The organism is Methylocystis sp. B8, assembly GCF_005771425.1.
GTDB lineage: Bacteria > Pseudomonadota > Alphaproteobacteria > Rhizobiales > Beijerinckiaceae > Methylocystis.
Genome location: NZ_VBTZ01000001.1, coordinates 436,176 through 457,780, shown reverse-complemented (window position 1 = coordinate 457,780; position 21,605 = coordinate 436,176). Strand labels below are relative to the sequence as shown.

The following is a 21,605-nucleotide window of genomic DNA, read 5'->3' as shown; positions in this document are numbered from 1 at the left end:
TGACAAGCGCCGAAAACCATGTTTGTTAAATGTACTTGTCTCCTTCATAAGCAGCGGCGCAGCGCGAATCCGATAGGGGAGCACCCATGGTCAAGAAGCCGGTCAAAATTACCAGGGCAGCGCCAGCCAAACGACAGGCCCCAAGTCGAGCTCAACAGGCCCCAAGTCGAGCTCAAACAGCTAAGACTGCGGTGGCCGCTCCCAAAGGCGCCGCTCGGCCGGCGGTCATCGTCGTGGGCGCGGATAAGGGTGGGGTCGGCAAAACGACGATCGCCAGAGCGATCCTCGATTTTCTTTCGCTCAACGACATCCACGCGCGCGCCTTCGACACCGAGACGCCGCGCGGAACGCTTCATCGCTTTCACCCCGACCACACGATGATCGTCGATCTGACCGAGCCGGCGGACCAGATGAAGATTATCGACACGCTGAATTCGTCGCAGGCCAAAGTCAGCGTCATCGACGTGCGCGCCGGCGGCTTAAGTCCGGCGCTTCAGGCTCTCGACGAGATCGGGTTCTTCGACGCGGTGAAAGGCGGCGAGTTCCGCTTCATCCTGCTACACGTCATCGGACCCTCGATCTCCTCGCTGGAGGAAATCGCCGAAATTGCGCCTTACGTTGCGGAGGCCAACTACTTCATGGTGAAAAATCACGTCAACGACACGACTTTCTTCGAGTGGGATCCTCAAACGCACGCCAAATATTTCGAGGACGTCGTCACCTCAGGCGAGATCACCATCCCCAAGCTCAGCGAACTCGCTTACGAGCAGGTCGAACTCTGCGGGGCGCCTTTTTCAACATTCGTCGCCAATCAGGATGCGCAGGGCCGCGCGGCTGAGCATTCCTTCGTGCTGCGCGGGTATGTCCGGACCTGGCTCGCGCGCGTCGCAGATGAGTTCGAAAGAGTAGGCCTACTCGAACTCCTCGACGAAAAGAGGCGATAAAGGACCGAGGCGACGGCGCAGATTGTCTAAGACCACATGATGCGCCGCACGCTCGTTTTCTTTGTTTGCTCGCCGCACTCGAAAACAGGCGTGACGACTGCGGCGCGTTTACTGACCGATTATTATCTATCGCGCAATGTCCGCGTTGATGGCTTCGACACCGCCTCCCGCGAGCCGCTTTATGCGCTGTTCTTTCCTGAAAGGACGCGCGTCGTCGATCTTGACGAAGTCAAGGGACAGATCTCGCTTTTCGATCGCCTTCTCGTCGCCGACGAAAGACCTAAGATCGTCGACGTCTGGCACCGCTCTTATGAACGCCTGTTTGCAACGATTGCTGAAATCGGCTTTCTTGAAGAAGCGCGAAGGCTCTGCGTGGAGCCAATCGTGCTCTTTCAGACAGACGTCACGGAGAGCGCGGCCAATAGCGCGCTCGTCCTGAAGACCACCTGGCCTGATCTGACGATGAGCGTCATTCACAATCGCGGCGCGTCGCCGCTTGGCCGGAACGCGCTAACAATCCTTGCGCGCTATCCGACGAGCGGCAAATTCGTGATTCCCCGCCTTGAGGCGCCGATGGCTCGAGCGCTCGACGACGTCGATCTGTCATTATCCCGCTTCGTGAGCGAGCCGCCGCCAGGAATGTCCCTTGTGGTTCGCGCTGCGCTCAAAGCCTGGCTCTTGCCGATCTTCACCCAGTTTCAGAGCTTCGAACTGCGGCTTGAGCTGCAATCGAGCGAATTTCTTCGTTAACGGCCGCCCCATGGAATACCGCAAACTCGGAAACACGGATCTTTCAGTCTCGGCAATCTGTCTCGGCTCGATGACTTGGGGACAGCAGAACAGCGAAGCGGAAGGTCACGCCCAACTGGACTATGCCCTCGATTGCGGCGTCAATTTTGTCGACACTGCGGAAATCTATTCGATTCCGCCACGGCGAGAGACTCATGGGTCGACCGAACGCATCATTGGGAGTTGGCTTGCCGCGCGCAAGAACCGGGACAAGGTTATCATCGCGACCAAGGTCGCCGGGCGCGGCGACGCCAATTGGTTGCGTCCCGGAAGCGCCGGAACCGTTCTCGACGCCAAGAACATCGACTATGCGGTCGAAGGCTCGCTCAAGCGGCTGCAGACCGACTACATCGATCTCTATCAATTGCATTGGCCGGATCGTTCACTGCCGCTTTGGGGCGCGGGCGGCACGACCTATCGGCGACCAACGCGACGCGAGGAAATCCCGATTGAAGAGACGCTGGAAGCGCTCGCGCGGCTGGTAGAAGCCGGGAAGGTTCGTCACATCGGCCTTTCCAATGAAACGCCATGGGGGGTCGCGCGCTTCCTGCGCGCCGCCGAACTCGGCCACGGGCCGCGCGTCGTTTCGATTCAAAACGCCTATAATCTGGTCAACCGCACTTTCGAAATGGGCTTAGCCGAATTCGCCGCGCGCGACCACGTCGGTTTGCTCGCCTATTCGCCGCTCGCCCAAGGCTATCTCACCGGCAAATACCAGGGCGGCGCACGACCGCCGGGCGCGCGCACCACTCTATTTGAGCGTGCGCAGCGTTATGAGAAGCCGGAAGTCGAACTGGCCGTCGACGCTTATCTAAATCTCGCGCGGGACCTTGGCGTCGATCCGGCGCAGCTCGCAATCGCTTTCGTGACCTCGCGGCCCTTCGTGACCTCAAACATCATTGGCGCCACAACAATGGCGCAACTCAAAACCGACCTTGCTTCGATGAACCTCGCGATCACGCCTGAAATCGAGCGGCGCATCGACGCCATTCATGCGCTCCACAGCAACCCTGCGCCATGAGCGAAAGCGCAAGTCTTCGCAGTGAAACGCCGAAAGATTACCCGGCGACACGCGAACTGCTTCTTGCAGCCTTCCAAAGGCCCGGCGAGGCAGACCTCATCGAGGCGCTGCGCAAGGACGGCGATTTAGTTTTTGGCTGCGTCGCCGCCATCGACGGCTTCATCGTCGGCCACGCCACCCTATCCAGAATGAGAGCTCCCTTTCCTGCGCTTGGGCTCGGTCCTGTCGCCGTCGCCGCAGCGCATCGCCGGCAAGGCGTCGCCAGCGCCCTTTTGCGCTGGACACTGGCGCGCGAACAGAAAGATCAGTGGCGCGCGATTTTCGTATTGGGCGACGGAGATTTTTACGGCCGTTTCGGATTCCGAACGGAGCTTGCGACTGGCTTTGGCTCGCCATATTCGGGGCCGCATTTCCTGGCGATGGCGCTCAACGGCGAGCTTCCGGCCAGGGAGGGACAGGTGGACTATGCGCCAGCCTTCGACCGACTCTGAGTCCGACGCTCAGGCGTGTCCCGCGTTCGCAGACAGCCGCTCAGGATCGACGCCGATCGAGCGCAAGGCGCGCGCATATTTGGTCTCCAGCTCGCGATCGAACAGCAAGCCAGGATCGGCAGGACAATTCAGCCAGCCATTGCGCTGTATCTCTTCTTCGAGCTGACCTGCGTCCCAGCCCGCATAGCCGAGCGCGAGCAGCGCCTGATCGGGGCCGCGCCCCGCCGCGATCGCGCGCAAAATGTCGATGGTTGCTGTCAGAGACACGCCGTCATCGATCGGCAACGTCGAATTATCGAGGAAGAAATCCGGCGAGTGCAGCACAAAGCCGCGGTCGGTCTGCACCGGTCCGCCCGAAAGCACCTGGATGTCTTCGGCGCGGCTCGGCAGACTGATGCGCTCCTGGGGAGCGATCACCTGAAGCTGCACCAGAAGATCCGGAAAATTGCGAACGCGGGCCGGTTGGTTTACCACGATGCCCATCGCGCCCTCTTCGGAATGGGCGCAGAGATAGATCACCGACCGCGCGAAGCGCTGATCCAACATGCTCGGCATTGCGATCAGCAATTGGCCGTCGAGATAGCGCCGATCAGCAGGACGACTGCTGCGGCGCTCGTTCACTCTCGCCGCGAAATCTTGCTTCTTGCCGGCTGGCCTCATAGGGTCATGCTACGCTCGCCGAGCCCTGAGGACAAGCGGCGCAAAACTATGTAACTGACTGCCTTCACTAGAGGACGAACCGCCGCAAACTATGATGCGTTTAAAACTGTTTGTCGTCGCGACGCTAGCCGTAGCGCTCGCGCAGGGTTATCCCACAAAGACGGCCGCCGAGAGCGCCGTGTTTGCTTCCGCTATCGTTAAGGGCTCGGCCTCGCGCGCTCGGCTCCTATCCGCCGGGTCTCCACAAGCAGGCGCCTACCACGCAGCGGTCGAGATCACACTCGATCCAGAGACAATCACCTACTGGCGTCAACCAGGCGAGGCGGGCTCGGCGCCCGCATTCGACTTTTCGAAATCCGTCAATGTCGCCGCGGTCGAGCCGTCCTTTCCGGCGCCAAAGCATATCGACGAGGCCGGGACCGTCGTCGCCGGCTATGATTCGCGCGTGCTTTTGCCCTTGAGGGTGACGCCGCGTGATCCGAACGCGCCGGTGACGCTCAATCTCACGCTCGACTACGCCTCATGTGGGAAGATTTGTCTGCCCGCGCGCGCCGAACTGTCTTTGGAGCTGCCGCGCGTCGGCGCCTCGCCTCACGCCGCGGCGATCGCCGAGGCGGAAAGGCTTGTGCCGAAGAAGCTCACCGCGGACGAAGCGAAAAAGCGCTTCTCTCTGTCGCGCAACGGCGCGGAGGGGTCATGGCGATTGCGTTATCTCGGCCCTGGCAAGGCGAAGGACCTCTTTGCGGAAGCAAAAGAGCCGCTTTTCATTGAGAGCACGCGCGCTGGAGAGGGCTTCGAGCTTAAGCTCTTTTCTGGCGTCGCCCCGGCTAAGGCCGCAGATACGACCCTTACGATCGTCACCGACGTCGGCGCTTTCGAAGCCCCGGCGCGGCTGGAGTAGCGCGCCCCTCTTCGCTCATTCTACTTTAGCGTCAATTGGCTCTCGCGCCGTAGCTTCATGGTCGAGCTTGGGCGTGCGCTTAAATGTCGATTTCCGTCCGCGCAAAGTCTGCAGAATCTTCGCGCCATTGGCGAAGGCGAGATAGATCATCAGAGGCGGAATGGACGCGACCGTCTTGACGTAGTCGACGATGGTCCCCCGCCTTAACGCCAGGTATGGCGGAAGCGTGACGCCGAGCGCCACCAGCAGGGTCATGATCCCGATAATCTCCAACATGTCCGCGTAGGGCGCGAGAGACCCGTGCAGGATCGCGCCAAGAACAAGGGCGATGAACCCGACGGCGGCGGTCGGGAAGAAAATCTGATGGGCGATAAGGGAGATCGCCATCACGCGGCGCGTCAGACTCCATGGCGAACGCCAGATCGGCAAGACGGTCCTTTGCGCGACCTGCACGAAACCGTTTGACCAGCGCCTCTGCTGACGTCTGAAATCGCGAATTCCCTCCGGCACCTGACCGGGAATCGGCGGCTCCGACACAAACAGCCCATGCCATCCATTGAGCGCCGCGCGAACGGTAAGATCGAGGTCCTCGCACAGCGAATAATCCGACCAGCCGCCGGCGTCGTCGATCGTGGCGCGCCGCCAGATGCCGCCCGTGCCGTTGAATTGAAAGAGCCAGCCCGCGTGTGCGCGCGAGCGCTGCTCCACGAGGTAATGCCCGTCCTGCACGAGACCCTGCGCGCGCGTCAGCCAGTTCTTCTCGAAGTTCTGGAACTCGCAGCGTGACTGCACGAATCCGACGTGATCGTCGGTGAGAAAAAGCGGAACCGTCCGCTTCAGCCAATTGGGAGGCGGACGGAAATCAGCGTCGAGCATCGCGACGAAGGGTTCGTCCGTGATCGTAAGGCCGTGCGCGCAAGCGCCGGCTTTGAATCCCGAGCGGTCGGACCGCCGCACATGGTCGATAACGGCGCCGCCGGCGCGAAGCTCTGCCGCCACCACATCGGCGCGCGCGCTCGTCTCGTCAGTCGAATCGTCGAGAAGCTGAATGCGCAGCTTATTTTTGGGCCAGTCGAGAAGCGCGACGCAGCGCAACGATTGCTCGGTTACGAGCGGCTCATTGAACACCGGGATTTGCAGCAGAACGTTTGGCAGCTCCGAATCAGGCGTCGCAGGCGCTTCGGAATCGCGCACGCCGCGCAGCTGGTCGTATAAGAAACGACCGATGACGATCAAATAGCCAATACCGATCACAACCATGATCGAAGCGCAGACAATCGTGATCGCATCAAAGATGAATTGAAAAAGCCCCAGCACCAAACGGCCTATCCTTCTTCATGCGGAACCGGAGAGGGCTTTGCCCCCGTGCGCGCGTTCACGCTGCTCTTTGCCCAGACCACGCGGTCGGTGACCCAGGCGTTCAACCAGACCGCCAACATCGTCGCCTCGCGAATTACAAACACCGCAGGCGCAGCCCAAGATAACTGCCATCCTTTGGCCATGGAAAGCAATGTTTCGAGCGTAAACCACACAATAAGGGTCGCCGACGCCGCGACGATGGGCGCGAGGCCGATGAGCGGCGCCGCGAGGGCCGAAGCGATAACCGCCGGAAGCGCTTGGCATATTGGCTCGGCGAGAAAGGAAATGAGTTCGTCGTTTCGGCGAATGACGCTCCAACGCAATTGCCGATGATAAACATCCGCAAAGTTGCGAACGCCAAGCTCCTGCCGGACAGGTCTGTGGGAAAAGACCGGCCTTTTGCCAATCCGCCGCATCGCCTTCGCCAAGGCGTTGTCTTCCCCCACCGTATGGGAAATCGCGTCGAAGCCGCCCGCGCGCAGGAAGTCCGACCGCCTAAATAGCATAATTTTCCCCACGCCGTGCCCCTGCCCTAACGCCGAGGCGAGAAATAGCATACGAGCATGCGGTCCATTGATGATCGCCGCCTCGACGTGAGCGGCAAAATTTTCGAGCCGCGCGCAATATGGGATGGCGCAGACAAGCCCCACATCGTCCGTCAGCTCCCGCATGTGTTGCGCCAAGGCGTCCGGCTCAAGCAGCACATTCGCGTCCTTCATGAAGATGACGTCGTGTGACGCCTGTATGAAGGGCGCGTAAAGATTATCGACCTTCGGACTGACCGCGAATTTCGCGGTCGAAAGAACGACCCGCGAAGGCACGGTCGGATGACGCGCAAGAATGGCGCGCATACGCTGGACGGCTGGCGCATCAAGGTCGGTTGACGACACCGTCACATCGAAATTGCGGTAGTGCTGCGTGAGCGCGGACTCTTGCGTGCGATCAAATTGATCGTCAATCAGCTTGACCGGAAGAACCACCGAGACCGCCGGCTGATCTCGTCGCGTGGCGCGGCGGACGGCAAGCCAAGGTTGGGCGATGGTCGCCGCGATTGAGACGAAGAGCAGCGCCATGGCGATGAGCCAATAGATCGCCGCCGCCCACATGATGACGTCGAAGATCACGTTTCCCCGCGCTCCGACGTTTCCGGCACCTCGGCGGGAAACTGGCGCATGACGCCGTCGACGAGCGCCGCCGGTAAAAAGGAAAAGAGGCGCATCGCCCAATACATATAACGTGGAAAGGCGATGACGTCGCGGCGTCGTTCGAGCCCGTTCTTGATGATGCGCGCGGCTTCTTCGTCGGAAAGGGCCCCGGGTTGCCAGGACTCGACGTCCCCCGACGCCGACGTCTTTACGATGGCGCGCGCCGAAAACGGCGTCTTCACGATGGTGCGCGCCGACATTGGCGTTTTCACATAACCGGGCACGATAAGCGCGACATGCACGCCATAGGCCGCGAGTTGGCCGCGCAGGCTGTCCGCCCACATGTGAACGCACGCCTTCGCCGCACAATAGGCCGGCGAATGGGGCAGCGCGCGCACGCCGGCCATCGAGCCCACGATGGCGATCCTGCCGCTCTTGCGGGCACACATCGGCAGGATCGCAGGCTCGACGGTGTTGAAGACTCCCTCGACATTGATCTTGAGCATTGCTCGGACCGCCTCGGGGGTTTCGAGGAGCTGGCCGGGCGAAAGGCCCGTTGCGACGCCGGCGTTGGCGATAAGAATGTCGATGGGGAGTTTGTCCTGTGCGGACTGCACGATCCGCGCCATGGATTCGCGATCGCGAACGTCGGCGACGTGGGTCTCGGCCTCTTCTGCGCCCGCCGCGAGGCATGCGCGCGCAGCGGCTTCGAGCCGCTCAGCGTCGCGGCCGAGCAAGACAAGGCTCGCGCCTTCGCTGGCGTATGCGACCGCCAACGCGCGTCCAATGCCGCTCGAGGCCCCCGTTATGAAGACACGGACGGCGCTCTTAGCCACGTGAAAGCCCCATCCGAAAGTTCATGCGCCCGCCTTTGGCCGCAGAGTCGCTTCGCCAATGATGCCCGGGGCTCGCGCAGCGCCATAAGCGGTCAGACGAACAAAAATCTCATCATCCGTCGCTCGTAAAACGCGTCCCGACAGCCTAACAGTGTCGCCGCGCAGAATCGGTTGCACAAACCTTCCGGCAAGCGAAGAGATAATGAGATCGTCCCGCCACGCTCTCAGCATCGGTTCAAAGGCGGCAAGAAGCTTCATCCCGTGCACCGGCGGCGCGGTGAGGCCAATCGCCGCCGCCACGGCATCGTCGAGATGCAATGGGTTGGCGTCGCCCGAAACCTCGGCGTAACGAGTGAGCGAAGGCGCGTCGAAGGGACCGATGATGGTCTCGGGAATTATGTCGCCGACTTTGATATCGCCGCTCATGACACGCTCGCCAGCGCCGCACGCGGCACGAGCCGCATCATTGTTTCGACTCGAGCGCAAGGCTCTCCGTCCAATCTTGCGACCATCGCCACCAGCGTCAGACGCGGCGGCGTGTCCTCACGGCTTATAGTGACGCTAAAATCATAGCTCTCTCCGGCAACGAGAGGCGCGTCATAGGAGAAGCTTTGCGACTCATGCACCGGCACGACATCGAGATCATCGCAAAGGTCGCGTACGACCGAAAAAAGCGAGGGCTCGGCGAGCCAGATCGCAGGATAGGCGAGCGGAACGGTCTCCACGTCCCCTCCGGTCTCGCGTGCATAGGCCGCGGCCCGCGCTGGATCGACGCGCAGCCGAAAGGGTCCGAGCGCGCACGGCGACTCAAGCGGCATGGCGCACGATCAACACGGCGTTGATCCCTCCGAAGGCGAATGAATTCGACATGGCGGCGTCGATCTTATGCTTACGCGCGACATTCGGAACAACGTCAAGCGGGCACTTGGGGTCCGGCTCCAGGAAGTTGATGGTGGGAGGCGCGATCTGTTCGCGCAGCGCCTTGATGGTGATCGCGAGCTCCAGCCCGCCACTCGCGCCAAGCGCATGGCCGTGGATGGGCTTTGTCGACGAGACCGGCACGACCCGTCCATAATCGCCGAACACGCGCAGAATGGCTTCGGCTTCGGTGATGTCATTGGCGTGGGTCGCGGTGCCATGCGCGTTTACGTAATGAATCTCCCGCGGCTCCATTTCTGCATCCTCGAGCGCCAAGGCGATCGAGTTCGACGCGCCTTCAAGGTCGGGCCGCACCGGATCCTTGGCGTCGCTGGTTGTGCCGTAGCCGGCAAGTTCACATAGAGGCTCGTGGCCGCGCGCACGGGCCGATTCTTCGGTTTCAAGAATAAAAACCGCCGCGCCTTCGCCAAGCGACATGCCGTTGCGGCCTTTGGAGAAGGGGCGGCACAAATTCGGGGTCATCACGCGAAGGCCTTCCCACGCGCGGATCGTCGCATTGATGACGCAAGCCTCGGCGCCGCCGACAATCGCCTTGTCCACAAGGCCCTGTCTAATCATCTGCATGCCGAGTCCGATCGCCTGCGACGCCGACGAGCAGGCGCTGCCGACTGCGAATGTCGGACCAAGACAGGAATAGCGCATGCCTATCGTCGCGGGCGCTGCGCTGGGGATGAGCTTCGGGACGCTCAACATCTCGGGGCGCGTTCCTTCGACGTAATATCGATAGATGCCGTCCTCGATCGTGGTCATGCCGCCGATGCCAGAGCCGATGATCACAGCGGTCTTTGGACCAGCGATATCTTTGCGTTCAAATCCGGCCTGCGCCATCGCTTCGTCGGCCGCGACGATGCAAAACTGCGTAAAGGGATCGCAGAAGGGAAGAACGTTGGGCTCGATGTATTCCGCCGGAGTGAAATCCGGCACCTGAGCCGCGATTTTGATGCGGCCGTCATAAGGGCGTTCAGTCTTGAGCGGACGAATCTGCGCCACGCCGTCGCGCGCAGCTTCCCAAAGCTTTTGCGCGCCGACGCCCGAGGCGCAAACCGCGCCCATGCCGGAAATAACGACGCGCCGCCCCTCGGGGCGCGCTCGCGAGAACGCCATTTACTGCTTCTCGCGTTCTTTCTGAATGTGGTCTGCGATCGCCTCGATCAGGCTCTTGACGTCCTTGGCTTCTTGCAGCGACCCGTCCATCGGGATGTAGACGTTGAACTTCTCCTCAAGCGCCGTGAGAATCATAACGATGTCTACGGATTTGAGGTCGAGGCTCTCAATCGTCGCGTCAGGAGTGATCTTGCTTTTGTCGACCATGCCTTCCGCCGCGATCACCTCGACGATCTCGTCGACGAGTTGGCTCTTTTCCTGAACATTGTCTGTCACGAGTTCCTCCGTTTCAGGGGTCTTCGCCGCCTCGGCGACAACTGACGCGCGCGCGGCGCATTGACGCGGCGGCGCCGATCCGACGCCTCGAAATTCGGGCCGCATTGCCGGACCGCCCGCTTCATATTCCGGCTATTCCGCCCCAGCGCTCTGTTAATCCGCCCTCGAGCGCGATCGGCACTGGTTAAGGCGTTTGGCCTCGAAAATAAAGCCCGCTCCGCTCTTGGCGGATTTCACGCTCCGCTCTTGGCGGATTTGCAGTGGCCCGGCGGAGCGCTTCATGCGAAAACGCCGCCCGAAACAACGGAGGGCGACGGCGAAAATGACGGGACAGGAGACGGCGCTGGCGGGTGTTTTTCCACAGGCCACGGAAGCGCAGTGGCGCGCCCTCATCGAGCGGGCGCTCAAAGGCGCATCCTTCGAAACGCTCGTCTCCAAGACCTATGATGGTCTTTCTATTGAGCCGCTTTACGCCCGCGCCGCGGGTTCGCCCCGCTCCGCCTTGCGTAAGAATCCGGGCCGCTGGGCCATTCTGGCCCGTGTCGACGTCTCAGACCCCGACGCGGCCAACCGCCTGGCGCTGCAGGACCTCGACGGGGGAGCGGACGGACTGCATCTCGTCTTCGCCGGCTCGATTGGGGCCTATGGCGGGGGGCTCGTCCGTAACGACGATGACGCGATCGCCCGCGCGCTCGCCAATGTTCGTCTCGACTACGGCATCCCGTTGACGCTGGACTATTCCCCCCGCGCGCCCGGCGCCGCCCAGGCGCTCATGCGTTTCATCGACCAGCAGCATATCGAGCCGTCGATCACCCGGGTTTCCATGGGCTTCGATCCGCTCGGCGCGCAGGCGCGGCATGGGTCCGCCGCAGAGCCTTGGGCGCAAGCTTCAAAGAGCTTCGCGAGGGAGGTGAAGGCCGTCGCCGAGGCTGGCTTTGTCTATGCGACCGCGGTCGCGGACGCCCGCGTCGTGCATTCGGCCGGCGGGACCGAGTCGCAGGAGCTTGCGTTCGCGCTTTCCTCCGCGCTCGCCTATCTACGGGCGTTAGCGGACGGCGGTTTCGACCTCGATGCGGCGCGGGGCCTGATCGCGTTCCGATTCTGCGCGGACGCGGACGAATTGCTGGGGGTCGCCAAATTCCGCGCGGCGCGTCGCCTTTGGGCGCGAGTCGAAGAGGCCTGCGGCCTCGCGCCGCAGCCCGCGCTGGTCTTCGCTGAGACAGCCTGGCGCATGATGTCTCGGCGCGATCCCTGGAACAATATTTTGCGCGGGACGCTTGCCGTCTTCTCAGCGGCGGTCGGCGGGGCCGACGCCATTTCCGTTCTTCCCTTCACCCAGGCGCTGGGCGCGCCGGACGAATTCGCGCGTCGGCTGGCGCGCGATACGCAGCTTGTGCTGCAGGACGAAGCCCATATCGATGCAGTCGACGACCCGACGAATGGCGCAGGCGGCTTCGAGGCGCTGACCGACGAGCTGTGCAAGCAAGCCTGGGCGCTTTTTCAGCAGATCGAAGCCGAAGGCGGGCTGCCCAACGCGCTGGAGAGAGGCGGCTTCCAGGCGCGCGTCGCTGAAGTCGCGGAGCTGCGCGCGAAGAACGTCGCCCGCGCCAAGGATAAGCTTATCGGCGCTAACCAATTTCCTGACATTCACGAGGGCGCGCTCGACGTTCTGGCGCCCTATGACGCCGCCGCCGAAACCGTTGAGCCGCCGGTCGGCGCCTTAAAGATCGCCCCGCTCACGCCGCATCGCCTTGCGGAGCCTTTCGAGCGCCTGCGCGAAGAATCGGACGCCTATTCGGCGGAATCGGGCGCCCGTCCCAAGATTTTCCTCGCCAATCTCGGTTCGGTAGCCGCCTTCACGGCGCGGGCGAATTTCGCCAAAAACTTTTTCGAGGCCGGCGGCGTGGAAGCGGTTTTCGGACCCGAAACCGAGTCGACGACTGAGATCGTTAATGCTTTCCGGGAGTCCGGCGCCAAACTCGCTTGCATCTGCTCGTCCGACAGGATCTATGGAGACGCGGCGGAAACGGCGGCGCTTGCGCTCAAAGGCGCAGACGCTAGGCTTTATCTCGCCGGACGGCCGGGCGAGCTCGAGGAGCGTCTGCGCCACGCCGGCGTGACCGAATTTATTTACGCGGGCTGCGATATGCAGGGCGCGCTGCAGCGCGCGTTTTCGGAGGCCAAATGAGAATTCTAGCGTTGGCGCTTGCAGCCTGCGTGGCGGCTGGGGGAGCGCACGCGAAACAGCCACGCGGCCCAAAAGCGAAGCCGGAGAACGAGCAGGCTCTGACCGGCCCGGTCGGCGATCCAAACGGCACGTGGAACATCGAAGCCGCCACGACGGTCGGCGAGTGCCAGCTCTTCATTCCGCCCACTTTCGACATCGTCGACAACAAGATCGCATCCGCGCCGGGGCCGGCTGTCTCGTCCTGGGGCTATGTTGACGATGAAGGGACGATCGTCGCCCGTTTCACAGGCAACGGAGAGCGCGTCGTGCGTTTCCACGGAACGTTGCGGGGCGGCAAGGGCTCCGGCGCGTGGTCGTCGTCAACCGACCTTTGCGGCGGAACCTGGCGCGCGTCGCGTAGCGAGGCCGCGACGCATTAGCCGCTGCTATCGCCGCGGACGTTCCTCGAAGTAGCTGTCGTCGTCGCCAGAGAGCAACCCGTCGGCGGGCATTGGACGCGCGGCCTGGACGACCGTCGGGGCGACCGAATCACCGCCGGCTGAGCGCACCCCGAGCCCGTCGCGCTGATAGATGTCGTCGCGGAATTGGGTGACGCCATCAGGCGTCGCCCACCCCGTGATGTAGACCCAATAGACAGGAACGGCCGGCGCGATCTTGACGTCCACGCGCTCGCCGGAAGCGATGACCTGATCAATATGGTCGCGGTCCCAGCCGGGCGTCTCCTTTAAGAGCCAGGCGACGTAGTCGCGAACATTCTGAAGCCGGATGCAGCCCGACGAGACGAAGCGGAAATCGTCGCCGAAAACGCCTTTGGCGGGCGTGTCATGCATATAGACGCCGTAGGGATTGGCGATGTCGATGCGCACGACGCCAAGCGAGTTGAAGTCGCCGCCGATGTCCTGGCGGAAACGGAAATTCAGAGCATCGAGCGAACGCCAGTTGATCTGTTCAGGCTGGAGCTCCTGATTGTCCTTGTTGTAAACGCGAATGTGGTTGGCGTTGAGATAGTTTGGATCCGCCTGCATCTTTGGAATCAGGTCCTTGCGGATCACCGACGCCGGCACCGTCCAGAACGGGTTGAAATTGACCTGGATCGCCTTGGTCTGCATTACCGGCGATTGACGGTCGATCTTGCCGACGCCGGCCATGTGATGGGTCATGACTTCGCCGTTCTCGACCGTCTCCACTGAAGCGGCCGGGATGTTGGCGGTGACGTAGCGGTTGCCGAGGTCGCGCGAGAAGCTGCGCAGACGCACAAGATTGGTTTCGAGCTGCCGCAGTCGGGTCTCAGCAGGCACATTCAAAGCCTGGATGGTCTGCTGGTTGACGACGCCGGTGGCGATAATCCCGTGACGCTCCTGAAAACGGCGGACCGCCGCCTCGACGTAAGAGTCGAAAACTGGGCTCGCGCCGGTTTCAGCCCCGATGTCGCCGGAAACAATCAGTCGGCGGCGCAGAGCCGACACAGCCGGGCTATTTGAGCCGAGCCGCAATTGCTGGCCTGAGGGCACCTGCGGCCATCCGCCGTTGGCGACGATTTCGCGGATGCGCTCGATCGCAGCCTCGGTAGCCGCCACGGTCTGAGTCGAGAGAATGGGGGTTGTCGAACGGGAAACGGTCAGGCGGGCGTCGGCGTCGTAGCGCTGCGCCCACTCGGCCTGTCCGTCCTGATCCCAGGCGGCCGAGGCGGAGGTGAGAGCGACAGCGCCAAAAACGAGCGCAACGCCGCGTATAAATTGCAGAAATGCGGATTCTCGCACAGATCGCTCCAATCGCATCGCCGGGAAACGCCCCCGGTGGTCAAGCCGAAAGACGGCGCCGCCTAAGGGACCGCGCCGGCTGTTTTGATCGAGTTGTGCATCTTCGGCGTTAACAAGGCGCGAATAGTCCGGCGATTTTGTGGCCTGCGGAGCTACGGCGCCGAAGCGCCCGCCAATCCCAAGCTCAACCCACCCGGATCCATCCGCTCATGCCAAGCCGCTCTTGTGGCAGGAAGCGGGACTTGTATTCCATCTTACGCGAGCCCTCGACCCAATAGCCTAGATAGACGTGCGGCAGGCCGAAGCCTCGAGCGCGCGCGGCATGATCCAGAATCATGTAGGCCCCGAGCGAACGGTGCTCGAGTTCAGGCTCATAGAAGGAATAGACCATCGACAGGCCGTCAGTGAGCCGGTCGGTCAGGCAACAGGCCACCAACGGACCCTTCTCGCCATTCCCTGTCGCGAGACGATATTCGATCAGCCGCGTGTCGACGTGACTGTCTTCGATCATCATCTGGTAGTCGACCATGCTCATGTCGGCCATGCCGCCGTCCGAATGGCGTGCGCCGACATAGCGGCGAAATAAGGCGTATTGCTCATGCGTCGCGCGCGCCGGACGCGTCTCGGCCACAAGATTGTCGTTGCGCCGGAGAATGCGGCGCATCCCCCGCGAGGGCGCAAACTCCTCGATCTTCACCCTCACGGAAACGCAGGCTCGGCACTGCTCACAGGCAGGGCGGTACGCGATGGTCTGTGAGCGACGGAAGCCTGATTGCGTCAGCGTGTCATTGAGCGCCGGCGCGCGCAGCCCGATGAGATGGGTGAAGACCTTCCGCTCCTCGCGTCCCGGCAAATAGGGGCAAGGCGCTGGAGAGGTCAGGTAGAATTGCGGCGCGTCGCGCGGCTCTTTGGTCACGCTCGATCATTCCCGATTCGAAATTAATCTAGAGCGCCCGAGCGGCGCGCGCCAAGGCCAGATTTGCGGCGGGAAAGTTGCAAAATTTAAGACGACCGCCGCAAAACGATCACATCCGCCAGGATGTCGTGCAGGCAGCGCTTGTCGCTCGTAAACAGAGAAACGAGCAGCAGCGGCGGGAAGAGCCAGGTGATATAGAACAGCACGGCATGGACCGCCGCCTGCAAAAACGGCACCGGATCTCCGTCCATGGTGCGCATCTCCAGGTCCATAAACGCCATGCCAAGCGTCGCCATTCGCCGGCCCGAGACGGTCAGCCCATTGTAAAAAAAGGCGACGATCGGAAACAGCGGCGGCAGGATGAGCGCCGATAATCCGGCGCTGAGGATTAAGAGAGCGATGAACAGCGCCGCCGACATGCCGGAGACGAGGATCAGGTCGAGCATGACGGCGATGATGCGGCGCGTGCGAACGCCTTCGAGCGCCTGCGGCGGAATGTAAGGCGCGGCGCGCGCGCCGATTGGATTGATGGGCGGCTCGCCGCTAGAAAAGGGATCGCGCTCGGTCATCAACTCCGGCTTTCGGTTGTTCCGCCAAAGATCGGCGGCCATAAGCGCGGTTTCAAGTGCGCCGCTCGGGCTGCGGAATTCGGGGATTAGTCGCCGCGCCGCCTTGACGGAGGCGCCTCCTTTGTCGCAAGGCTCCCGCCCAGCCGGCGCGCGCCCTGCCCCCGGCGCAGCCTCGGGAAATGCACATGGACAGCAACGCCGTCGACGGCGGACATTTGCGCGCCTTCATCGAGCGGATAGAGAAGCTCGAAGAGGAGAAGCGCGCGATCGGCGACGACATCAAGGATGTCTACGCGGAAGCTAAGGGGACGGGGTTCGACCCCAAGGTGATGCGCAAGATCGTGTCGATCCGCCGACTGGACAAGCACAAGCGGCAGGAGGAAGAGGAGATCCTCGACCTCTATCTTTCCGCGCTCGGCATGGAATAGCGTTCGCCCGCAAGCCTCGCTCTTGGGAAGGCCCTCGCAAGCAGGCTATAAGCGAGGCTCGGCGAGGCGCTTTATGGATTTTGGCGCGCAGGATGAAGTCGTGCGCTTTCTTGCGTCGCTCGACGGCGGCGCGGAGCGGATCGTCACGACTCACATATCCATTGTCGCGCTCAGCAAGACGCACGCCTATAAGCTCAAGAAAGCGGTGCGCTTCCCCTATCTCGACTTCTCGACGCCGGCGCGCCGTTTGGACATGTGCGAGCGCGAAGCGACGCTCAACAAGCGCTTCGCGCCTCAACTCTATCTCGGCTCGCGCCGCGTCACCCGCGAGTCGAACAGGCGGCTGGCGCTCGACGGCGCGGGGGAGATGGTCGACGCCGTGGTCGTTATGCGGCGTTTCGCCGACGACGACCTATTCGACCAGATTGCGAAGGACGACCGCCTGACGCGTGAAATGGTCGAGTCGCTCGCGCGTCAAATCGCCAAGTCTCATGATGATGCGGCGCCAGACCGCACGCGCGGCGGCGCGGCGGCGATGCGTCGAATCCTTGATGAGACAGCCTTGAGTCTGCACAAGGCGGCGGCTGCCAGCGCGAAGCGGATCGACGCGCTTGTCGCACGACTCAGCCAGGCGCTCGATACGAAGAGCGCGCTGCTCGACTCGCGCAAGGCGCAGGGCAAGGTGCGCCGCTGCCACGGCGATCTGACGCTACGCAACATATGCCTGTTCGAAGGCGCGCCGACGCTCTTCGACTGTCTCGAATTCGATGACGAGATCGCAACGATCGACGTGCTGTATGATGTCGGTTTCCTGCTGATGGATCTCTGGCGGGTCGGCGCTTACGACTTCTCAAATGTCGCCTTCAACCGCTATCTCGATGCGCGCGACGAAACCGACGGCTTGCCGCTTCTCCCTTTTTTCATGTCGCTGCGCGCCGCCATACGCGCACATGTTGAAGCGTCACAACAAAACGCTGAACGCGCCCGGCTCTATTTCAATCTCGCCGAGACGCTGCTCACGCCGGCCAAAGGCGCCATCATTGCAATCGGCGGCCTCAGCGGATCAGGCAAGTCGAGCATCGCCGCGGTGCTCGCGCCACACATCGGATGTCCGCCGGGCGCGCGCGTGATCAACAGCGACCGCATCCGCAAGCGGCTCTTTGGCGTCGCGCCGACCGAACGTCTTCCCCACGAAGCCTACGCCAGCACTGTTTCAGCAAAAGTTTATGCCGAGATGTTCGACGTTGCGGCGCGAACGGCCGCGCTCGGCTGGCCGGTCATCGTCGACGCCGTCTTCGATCGTCCTGAAGACCGCGAAGCGATACAAGCCGCGGCCGAACATGCGCGCGCGCCGTTCCTGGGCGTCTGGCTCGATCTCGATCTCGCCCAGCGCGTGGCGCGCGTCGACGCGCGCGTCAACGACGTGTCCGACGCCACGCGCGACGTGCTTCACGCGCAAATGGAGAAAGCGACCGGCGAGATCGAATGGCTCAAAATCGATGCGTCGAAAGATGCAGCGAAAGTCGCCACTGAGATTGCGGCGACTTTTGAGTCATTGTCGCAAGGAGCCGTCAACTACGTCATTCCCGACGCGCGCTAAGCGCGCGATGGGGAATCCAGGGAAACCATCCGTGACGTTGCTCCTAGATTCCCGATCGAACCTTCGGTTCGTCGGGAATGACCGGTAGTATGAGCCGTCATTGCGAGCCGAAGGCGAAGCAATCCAGAATCGCGAAGCGGCCTGGATTGCTTCGGCGCTTACGCGCCTCGCAATGACGGCCAAATGTCGAGGCTTCGCGCGTTGACCGACTACGGGATGAGCACCGCTGCGCCTTGCAGCCGACCTTCGCGCAAATCAGCAAGCGCCTCGTTCGCCTTCGCGAGCGGATAGCGCGCCGTGTGCATCTTCAGCGGCAACGTCGGGGCCAGCGCGAGAAACTCGCGCGCATCTTCGCGCGTGAGGTTCGCCACCGACAGAAGTCGCCGCTCCTCCCAGAGCAGCGCATAGGGAAAGCTCGGAATGTCGCTCATGTGAATGCCGCCGCAGACGACGGCGCCGCCCTTCTTCGTCGCGGCGAGGGCGCGCGGGACAAGCGCGCCGACCGGCGCAAAGATCAACGCGGCGTCGAGCGGCTCGGGCGGGGGCGCGTCAGAGTCCTGCGCTGACGCGGCGCCAAGCGACAGCGCGAAATCAGCAGCAGCCTGATCGCCCGGCCGCACGAAAGCGTGAACGCGCTTGCCCTGCGCGATCGCGACCTGAGCGATGATATGCGCGGCGGCCCCGAAGCCGTAGATCCCAATCACTACCGCCGGACCCGCCATCTTCAACGTGCGCCAGCCGATGAGACCCGCGCAGAGCAACGGCGCGAGCGTCGCCGGATCGCCGCTCTCCGGCAGTGGGAAGCAGTAAGAGGCGTCGGCGACAGCGTGGGTCGCATAGCCGCCGTCGCGCGTGTAGCCGGTGAAGAGCGGATCGTCGCATAGGTTTTCGCGCGCGCTCATGCAGTAGGGACAATGCCCGCAGGTATGGCCGAGCCAAGGAACGCCGACTCGTTGCCCCGGGGAGAAACCAGTCACGGCGGCGCCGATCGCATCGACGCGCCCGACGATTTCATGGCCCGGAATGATGGGAAGCTTCGGCTGCGTGAGTTCGCCGTCGACGACATGAAGATCGGTGCGGCAAACGCCGCAAGCTTCAACCTTGAGCCGCAGTTCGCCGGCCCGGGGAATTGGGAGCGGTCGCTCCTCCAAGACAAGCGGCGTATTCGGCCGCTGCAGGACCATGGCCTTCATCATCACTGTCAACGCAGCAACTTTCTAAAAAAGAGCCGCGCATGTCCGGGAGGAAAGCCGACGATCTTTCCCGCTCGCGTAAATCCGAGAGCTTCATAGAAGGCGGCCGCCTGCGGGTCGAATGTGTCGACATAGACCCCGACGCAGCCGCGTTCCTGGGCGAGCCGCTCGGCTTCCGTCATAACCCGACGTCCGAGGCCGCGCCCGCGCTGTGACTTCTCCACCCACAAATGACGAACGTAAAGCCAACGCCAGTGCGAGACGCCATTGAGTCCGCCGACGAACGCCCCCTGCGCATCGCGCGCCACTATTGAAAGGGGCCTTTCATCGCGCGCGCCGAACTGGGCCGCAACTTCCTCGCCGAGCCTTGCCGCAAGCTCGGCCGATTCGGCTGACTCGATTGAAAAAGCGATTTTCTCAACCACTTCGTTTTTGATCATGATCGTAAGACGGCTCCTCGTGCTGCTATTGTGGGCGTCCGTCGCCGGCGCCGCAACGGCGTATGGCGAAGAGATCTCCTGCGCGCCTGTCGAAATCACGCCCGGCCCCACGCCGGCTGATGAGCGGGTGCGCGACTACCCGCCGGTTTTCGAAGCCTGCGATAATGGTGACGAGTCGCGACTCGCCATTCGACGGATGAACGTCGACGGAGAGGCGCTGCTTCTCACAGTCGATCCGCAATCATTGCAGACTTCGCTGGAGCGCGCGGCGTGCTGGCGCTGCGAAGAGACGAGCGACGCGGCGCAGGCCGAGACACGCTATTTGAAGGCGCTGCATCCGACTCAAGACTCGGCGCGCCCGCCGGCGCTCGTCAACGCTGGCCTCATTCAAGGGGCCGGAGACGGCGCCTTCGTCACCGGCGATCTCTGTCCCACACACAAGCCGCTGGACCGCGCCTTCTTCGAAAAGCTCGCCGCGCAGGGCCCACATACGCCGGTCGCGCTAGCCGTCTCGGGCGCATGGCTTGCGCATCATCGCGCCGATTTCGCCTGGCTGCGCGAAAAGGCGCGGACCGGAGCGCTCGCTATCACATGGGCAAGCCATTCCTACAGCCATCCCTATGTCGCCGGTCTTCCAGACAGGCAGAATTATTTTCTGCGCCCGGGCGTGGATGTCGATCGCGAGATATTCGAGACGGAAAAGCTCATCATCGCTGAAGGGGCGACGCCATCGGTCTTTTTTCGATTTCCAGGATTGGTCGCAGATTCCGCGCTGCTGGAGCATATCCGAGATCGCCATCTGATCCCGCTCGGGGCGGACAGCTGGCTGGCGCTCGGCCTAAGGCCCCGACCGGGCTCGATCGTGCTCGTGCACCCCAATGGCAATGAGCCAGTCGGCATAAAACTGTTTTCGCGGCTCATGGACACGGGCGCGATGCCCCGCCCGCTGCGGCCGCTCAATGAAGCGCGTTAAGCGCGCTATTTGACGAGATTGATCGTGTAATTGTTGTAGCTGCCGATATATTTCTCGCGGAAGCCGACTGTCCGGCACGTCGGCGTGCAACAGGTGTTGATGCACCACTGATACGCGCTCTGCGGCACGCAGATATTGAAAGGACCGCTCCATTTCGCGCCGTCGTTCGATTCGGCATACCAATAATAATAGGTGTTGACGCTCTGCAGATCCTGGCCAAAGACCGTCTTGGTCTGGCCGGGGTCTAATTTCCACCAGCCCTTTTTTGTCCAATCTCCGCCGTCGGAACAGCCCGGCGAATACCAGAGGAACGACACCCACACTGTGGCGTTCGTTTTATTGTGAAATTTGAACCAGGCCTGAGCGGCGTTCGGCCCGCAGATGACGCTGAGCGTCGCCAATAAGATCAAAAATTTGCGCATAGTCCCCTCGTTGCAAAATGCGCCGGGACGCAATGAAAATTAGGGCTTGGGCGTAGGCTGGGCCTTAGGATCCAAACGGATGGAGCGCGCCTTGGTCGGAACGGGCGGTTCCTTGGAAACTTCGCCGACGCCGGGCCGAGCCTCCTCCTCACCGGAAATCGGTTTCTTGCTCGGGGGCGCAGCCTCTTCCTTTGGAGGCGCCTTATCGCCGAAATGTTCCGTCGGGCTGACGGCGGATCCGGACGGGGTTCGGCGCTGGGCCTGCGCCGTCGCGCCGTAAAGAACAATCGCGGCGCCTAAAGCCGTGACCAGCAAATAATGACGTCTCGTCAAAAGAGCCTCCATGTAAATGCGCCGCAGATAAAGACGCGGCCCTAAAATAGGATGGCGAGCCAACGCTAGGCTCGGCGTTGATCGCCGTCAACGTCCATTTGGCTTACCCTCAGGCGATGAGCCAGTCCCGTTCCACATAGCGTTGCGCGGAAATCCCTTACATTGACAAGGTTTCTGGCGGCTCTTATCTCTCCGGCGGAAACGCCGCGTCAATCTCGGCGCCCCGCCGCCATTGGGGCGATGTCGCAGGCGGATGTTATTCATGCTTTATGCGACGTTCCGCCGGCAGCCGTCCCCCGGCGCGCCGAGAAGGCGGCA

Annotated in this window: 25 protein-coding genes; 10 read left to right on the top strand and 15 right to left on the bottom strand. The window is 62.4% G+C overall.

Going from position 1 to position 21,605, the window contains the following annotated elements; all coding sequences use genetic code 11:
* Nucleotides 1-86: 86 nt before the first annotated feature.
* The 4 genes from FEV16_RS02170 to FEV16_RS02155 all read left to right on the top strand — a co-directional run bounded on the left by FEV16_RS02170 (nt 87) and on the right by FEV16_RS02155 (nt 3,245).
* On the top strand, nt 87-944 hold the full coding sequence (locus FEV16_RS02170; protein ID WP_171015115.1) for a hypothetical protein: 858 nt from the start codon (nt 87-89) through the stop codon (nt 942-944).
* A gap of 90 nt (nt 945-1,034) precedes the next feature.
* Nucleotides 1,035-1,694 (top strand): hypothetical protein, encoded by a 660-nt coding sequence (locus tag FEV16_RS02165; protein WP_246657128.1) that lies wholly within the window; start codon nt 1,035-1,037, stop codon nt 1,692-1,694.
* A 10-nt stretch (nt 1,695-1,704) separates the two neighbouring features.
* Entirely contained in the window at nt 1,705-2,754 is a 1,050-nt protein-coding gene (locus FEV16_RS02160) for an aldo/keto reductase (RefSeq protein ID WP_138165951.1), read from the top strand.
* A complete protein-coding gene (locus FEV16_RS02155; RefSeq protein WP_138165950.1) occupies nt 2,751-3,245 on the top strand; it encodes an N-acetyltransferase in 495 nt (164 codons plus the stop codon). Before FEV16_RS02160 ends, FEV16_RS02155 begins: the two co-directional genes overlap by 4 nt.
* A 9-nt stretch (nt 3,246-3,254) precedes the next feature.
* On the opposite strand, the gene FEV16_RS02150 is transcribed toward FEV16_RS02155, so the two are convergent.
* Nucleotides 3,255-3,905 (bottom strand): YqgE/AlgH family protein, encoded by a 651-nt coding sequence (locus FEV16_RS02150; protein WP_138165949.1) that lies wholly within the window; start codon nt 3,903-3,905, stop codon nt 3,255-3,257.
* A 91-nt stretch (nt 3,906-3,996) separates the two neighbouring features.
* Here FEV16_RS02150 and FEV16_RS02145 point away from each other — a divergent pair, with 91 nt between their 5' ends.
* Nucleotides 3,997-4,806 (top strand): protein-disulfide reductase DsbD domain-containing protein, encoded by an 810-nt coding sequence (locus FEV16_RS02145; protein WP_246657127.1) that lies wholly within the window; start codon nt 3,997-3,999, stop codon nt 4,804-4,806.
* A 15-nt stretch (nt 4,807-4,821) separates the two neighbouring features.
* On the opposite strand, the gene FEV16_RS02140 is transcribed toward FEV16_RS02145, so the two are convergent.
* Genes FEV16_RS02140 through FEV16_RS02110 form a run of 7 tightly spaced genes read right to left on the bottom strand, consistent with a single transcriptional unit; the run spans nt 4,822 to nt 10,570 of the window.
* On the bottom strand, nt 4,822-6,123 hold the full coding sequence (locus FEV16_RS02140) for a glycosyltransferase family 2 protein (protein ID WP_138165948.1): 1,302 nt from the start codon (nt 6,121-6,123) through the stop codon (nt 4,822-4,824).
* A gap of 8 nt (nt 6,124-6,131) precedes the next feature.
* On the bottom strand, nt 6,132-7,289 hold the full coding sequence (locus FEV16_RS02135; RefSeq protein ID WP_246657126.1) for a glycosyltransferase: 1,158 nt from the start codon (nt 7,287-7,289) through the stop codon (nt 6,132-6,134).
* On the bottom strand, nt 7,286-8,146 hold the full coding sequence (locus FEV16_RS02130; protein WP_138165947.1) for an SDR family NAD(P)-dependent oxidoreductase: 861 nt from the start codon (nt 8,144-8,146) through the stop codon (nt 7,286-7,288). The genes FEV16_RS02135 and FEV16_RS02130 overlap by 4 nt, the downstream gene beginning before the upstream one ends.
* Nucleotides 8,147-8,167: 21 nt before the next feature.
* Complete coding sequence (locus FEV16_RS02125; RefSeq protein ID WP_138165946.1) at nt 8,168-8,572, bottom strand: MaoC family dehydratase; 405 nt, start codon at nt 8,570-8,572, stop codon at nt 8,168-8,170.
* A complete protein-coding gene (locus FEV16_RS02120; protein ID WP_138165945.1) occupies nt 8,569-8,964 on the bottom strand; it encodes a hypothetical protein in 396 nt (131 codons plus the stop codon). The genes FEV16_RS02125 and FEV16_RS02120 overlap by 4 nt, the downstream gene beginning before the upstream one ends.
* A complete protein-coding gene (locus FEV16_RS02115) occupies nt 8,954-10,189 on the bottom strand; it encodes a beta-ketoacyl-[acyl-carrier-protein] synthase family protein (RefSeq protein ID WP_138165944.1) in 1,236 nt (411 codons plus the stop codon). Before FEV16_RS02115 ends, FEV16_RS02120 begins: the two co-directional genes overlap by 11 nt.
* The gene (locus tag FEV16_RS02110) at nt 10,190-10,570 is read right to left on the bottom strand and encodes a phosphopantetheine-binding protein (RefSeq protein ID WP_246657125.1); all 381 of its coding nucleotides are present in this window, start codon (nt 10,568-10,570) and stop codon (nt 10,190-10,192) included.
* A 217-nt stretch (nt 10,571-10,787) separates the two neighbouring features.
* On the opposite strand from FEV16_RS02110, the gene FEV16_RS02105 reads away from it, so the two are divergent.
* Together FEV16_RS02105 and FEV16_RS02100 are read left to right on the top strand one after the other, a co-directional pair.
* Nucleotides 10,788-12,653 (top strand): methylmalonyl-CoA mutase family protein, encoded by a 1,866-nt coding sequence (locus FEV16_RS02105; RefSeq protein ID WP_138166444.1) that lies wholly within the window; start codon nt 10,788-10,790, stop codon nt 12,651-12,653.
* Nucleotides 12,650-13,072, top strand: a complete 423-nt coding sequence (locus FEV16_RS02100; RefSeq protein WP_138165943.1) for a hypothetical protein — start codon at nt 12,650-12,652, stop codon at nt 13,070-13,072. Before FEV16_RS02105 ends, FEV16_RS02100 begins: the two co-directional genes overlap by 4 nt.
* A gap of 6 nt (nt 13,073-13,078) precedes the next feature.
* Here FEV16_RS02100 and FEV16_RS02095 read toward each other — a convergent pair whose 3' ends face one another.
* The 3 genes from FEV16_RS02095 to FEV16_RS02085 all read right to left on the bottom strand — a co-directional run bounded on the left by FEV16_RS02095 (nt 13,079) and on the right by FEV16_RS02085 (nt 15,898).
* Nucleotides 13,079-14,431, bottom strand: a complete 1,353-nt coding sequence (locus FEV16_RS02095; protein WP_138165942.1) for a L,D-transpeptidase family protein — start codon at nt 14,429-14,431, stop codon at nt 13,079-13,081.
* A gap of 166 nt (nt 14,432-14,597) precedes the next feature.
* A complete protein-coding gene (locus FEV16_RS02090; RefSeq protein WP_138165941.1) occupies nt 14,598-15,329 on the bottom strand; it encodes an arginyltransferase in 732 nt (243 codons plus the stop codon).
* 86 nt (nt 15,330-15,415) lie between these two features.
* Nucleotides 15,416-15,898 (bottom strand): RDD family protein, encoded by a 483-nt coding sequence (locus FEV16_RS02085; protein ID WP_138165940.1) that lies wholly within the window; start codon nt 15,896-15,898, stop codon nt 15,416-15,418.
* 179 nt (nt 15,899-16,077) lie between these two features.
* Here FEV16_RS02085 and FEV16_RS02080 point away from each other — a divergent pair, with 179 nt between their 5' ends.
* Nucleotides 16,078-16,326 carry a DUF2312 domain-containing protein gene (locus FEV16_RS02080; RefSeq protein WP_138165939.1) on the top strand — a complete coding sequence of 83 codons (249 nt, stop codon included), beginning with the start codon at nt 16,078-16,080 and terminating at the stop codon, nt 16,324-16,326.
* Between the two features lie 73 nt (nt 16,327-16,399).
* Complete coding sequence (locus tag FEV16_RS02075; protein ID WP_138165938.1) at nt 16,400-17,926, top strand: bifunctional aminoglycoside phosphotransferase/ATP-binding protein; 1,527 nt, start codon at nt 16,400-16,402, stop codon at nt 17,924-17,926.
* Between the two features lie 209 nt (nt 17,927-18,135).
* Here FEV16_RS02075 and FEV16_RS02070 read toward each other — a convergent pair whose 3' ends face one another.
* The gene (locus tag FEV16_RS02070) at nt 18,136-19,119 is read right to left on the bottom strand and encodes a zinc-dependent alcohol dehydrogenase family protein (RefSeq protein ID WP_138166443.1); all 984 of its coding nucleotides are present in this window, start codon (nt 19,117-19,119) and stop codon (nt 18,136-18,138) included.
* An 8-nt stretch (nt 19,120-19,127) separates the two neighbouring features.
* A complete protein-coding gene (locus FEV16_RS02065; protein ID WP_138165937.1) occupies nt 19,128-19,559 on the bottom strand; it encodes a GNAT family N-acetyltransferase in 432 nt (143 codons plus the stop codon).
* On the opposite strand from FEV16_RS02065, the gene FEV16_RS02060 reads away from it, so the two are divergent.
* Nucleotides 19,558-20,532, top strand: a complete 975-nt coding sequence (locus tag FEV16_RS02060) for a polysaccharide deacetylase (protein WP_246657124.1) — start codon at nt 19,558-19,560, stop codon at nt 20,530-20,532. The two genes, FEV16_RS02065 and FEV16_RS02060, sit on opposite strands and share 2 nt — an antisense overlap.
* A 5-nt stretch (nt 20,533-20,537) precedes the next feature.
* On the opposite strand, the gene FEV16_RS02055 is transcribed toward FEV16_RS02060, so the two are convergent.
* On the bottom strand, nt 20,538-20,954 hold the full coding sequence (locus tag FEV16_RS02055; protein WP_138165936.1) for a DUF1036 domain-containing protein: 417 nt from the start codon (nt 20,952-20,954) through the stop codon (nt 20,538-20,540).
* A 39-nt stretch (nt 20,955-20,993) separates the two neighbouring features.
* Nucleotides 20,994-21,287, bottom strand: a complete 294-nt coding sequence (locus FEV16_RS02050; RefSeq protein WP_246657123.1) for a hypothetical protein — start codon at nt 21,285-21,287, stop codon at nt 20,994-20,996.
* Between the last annotated feature and the right edge of the window lie 318 nt (nt 21,288-21,605).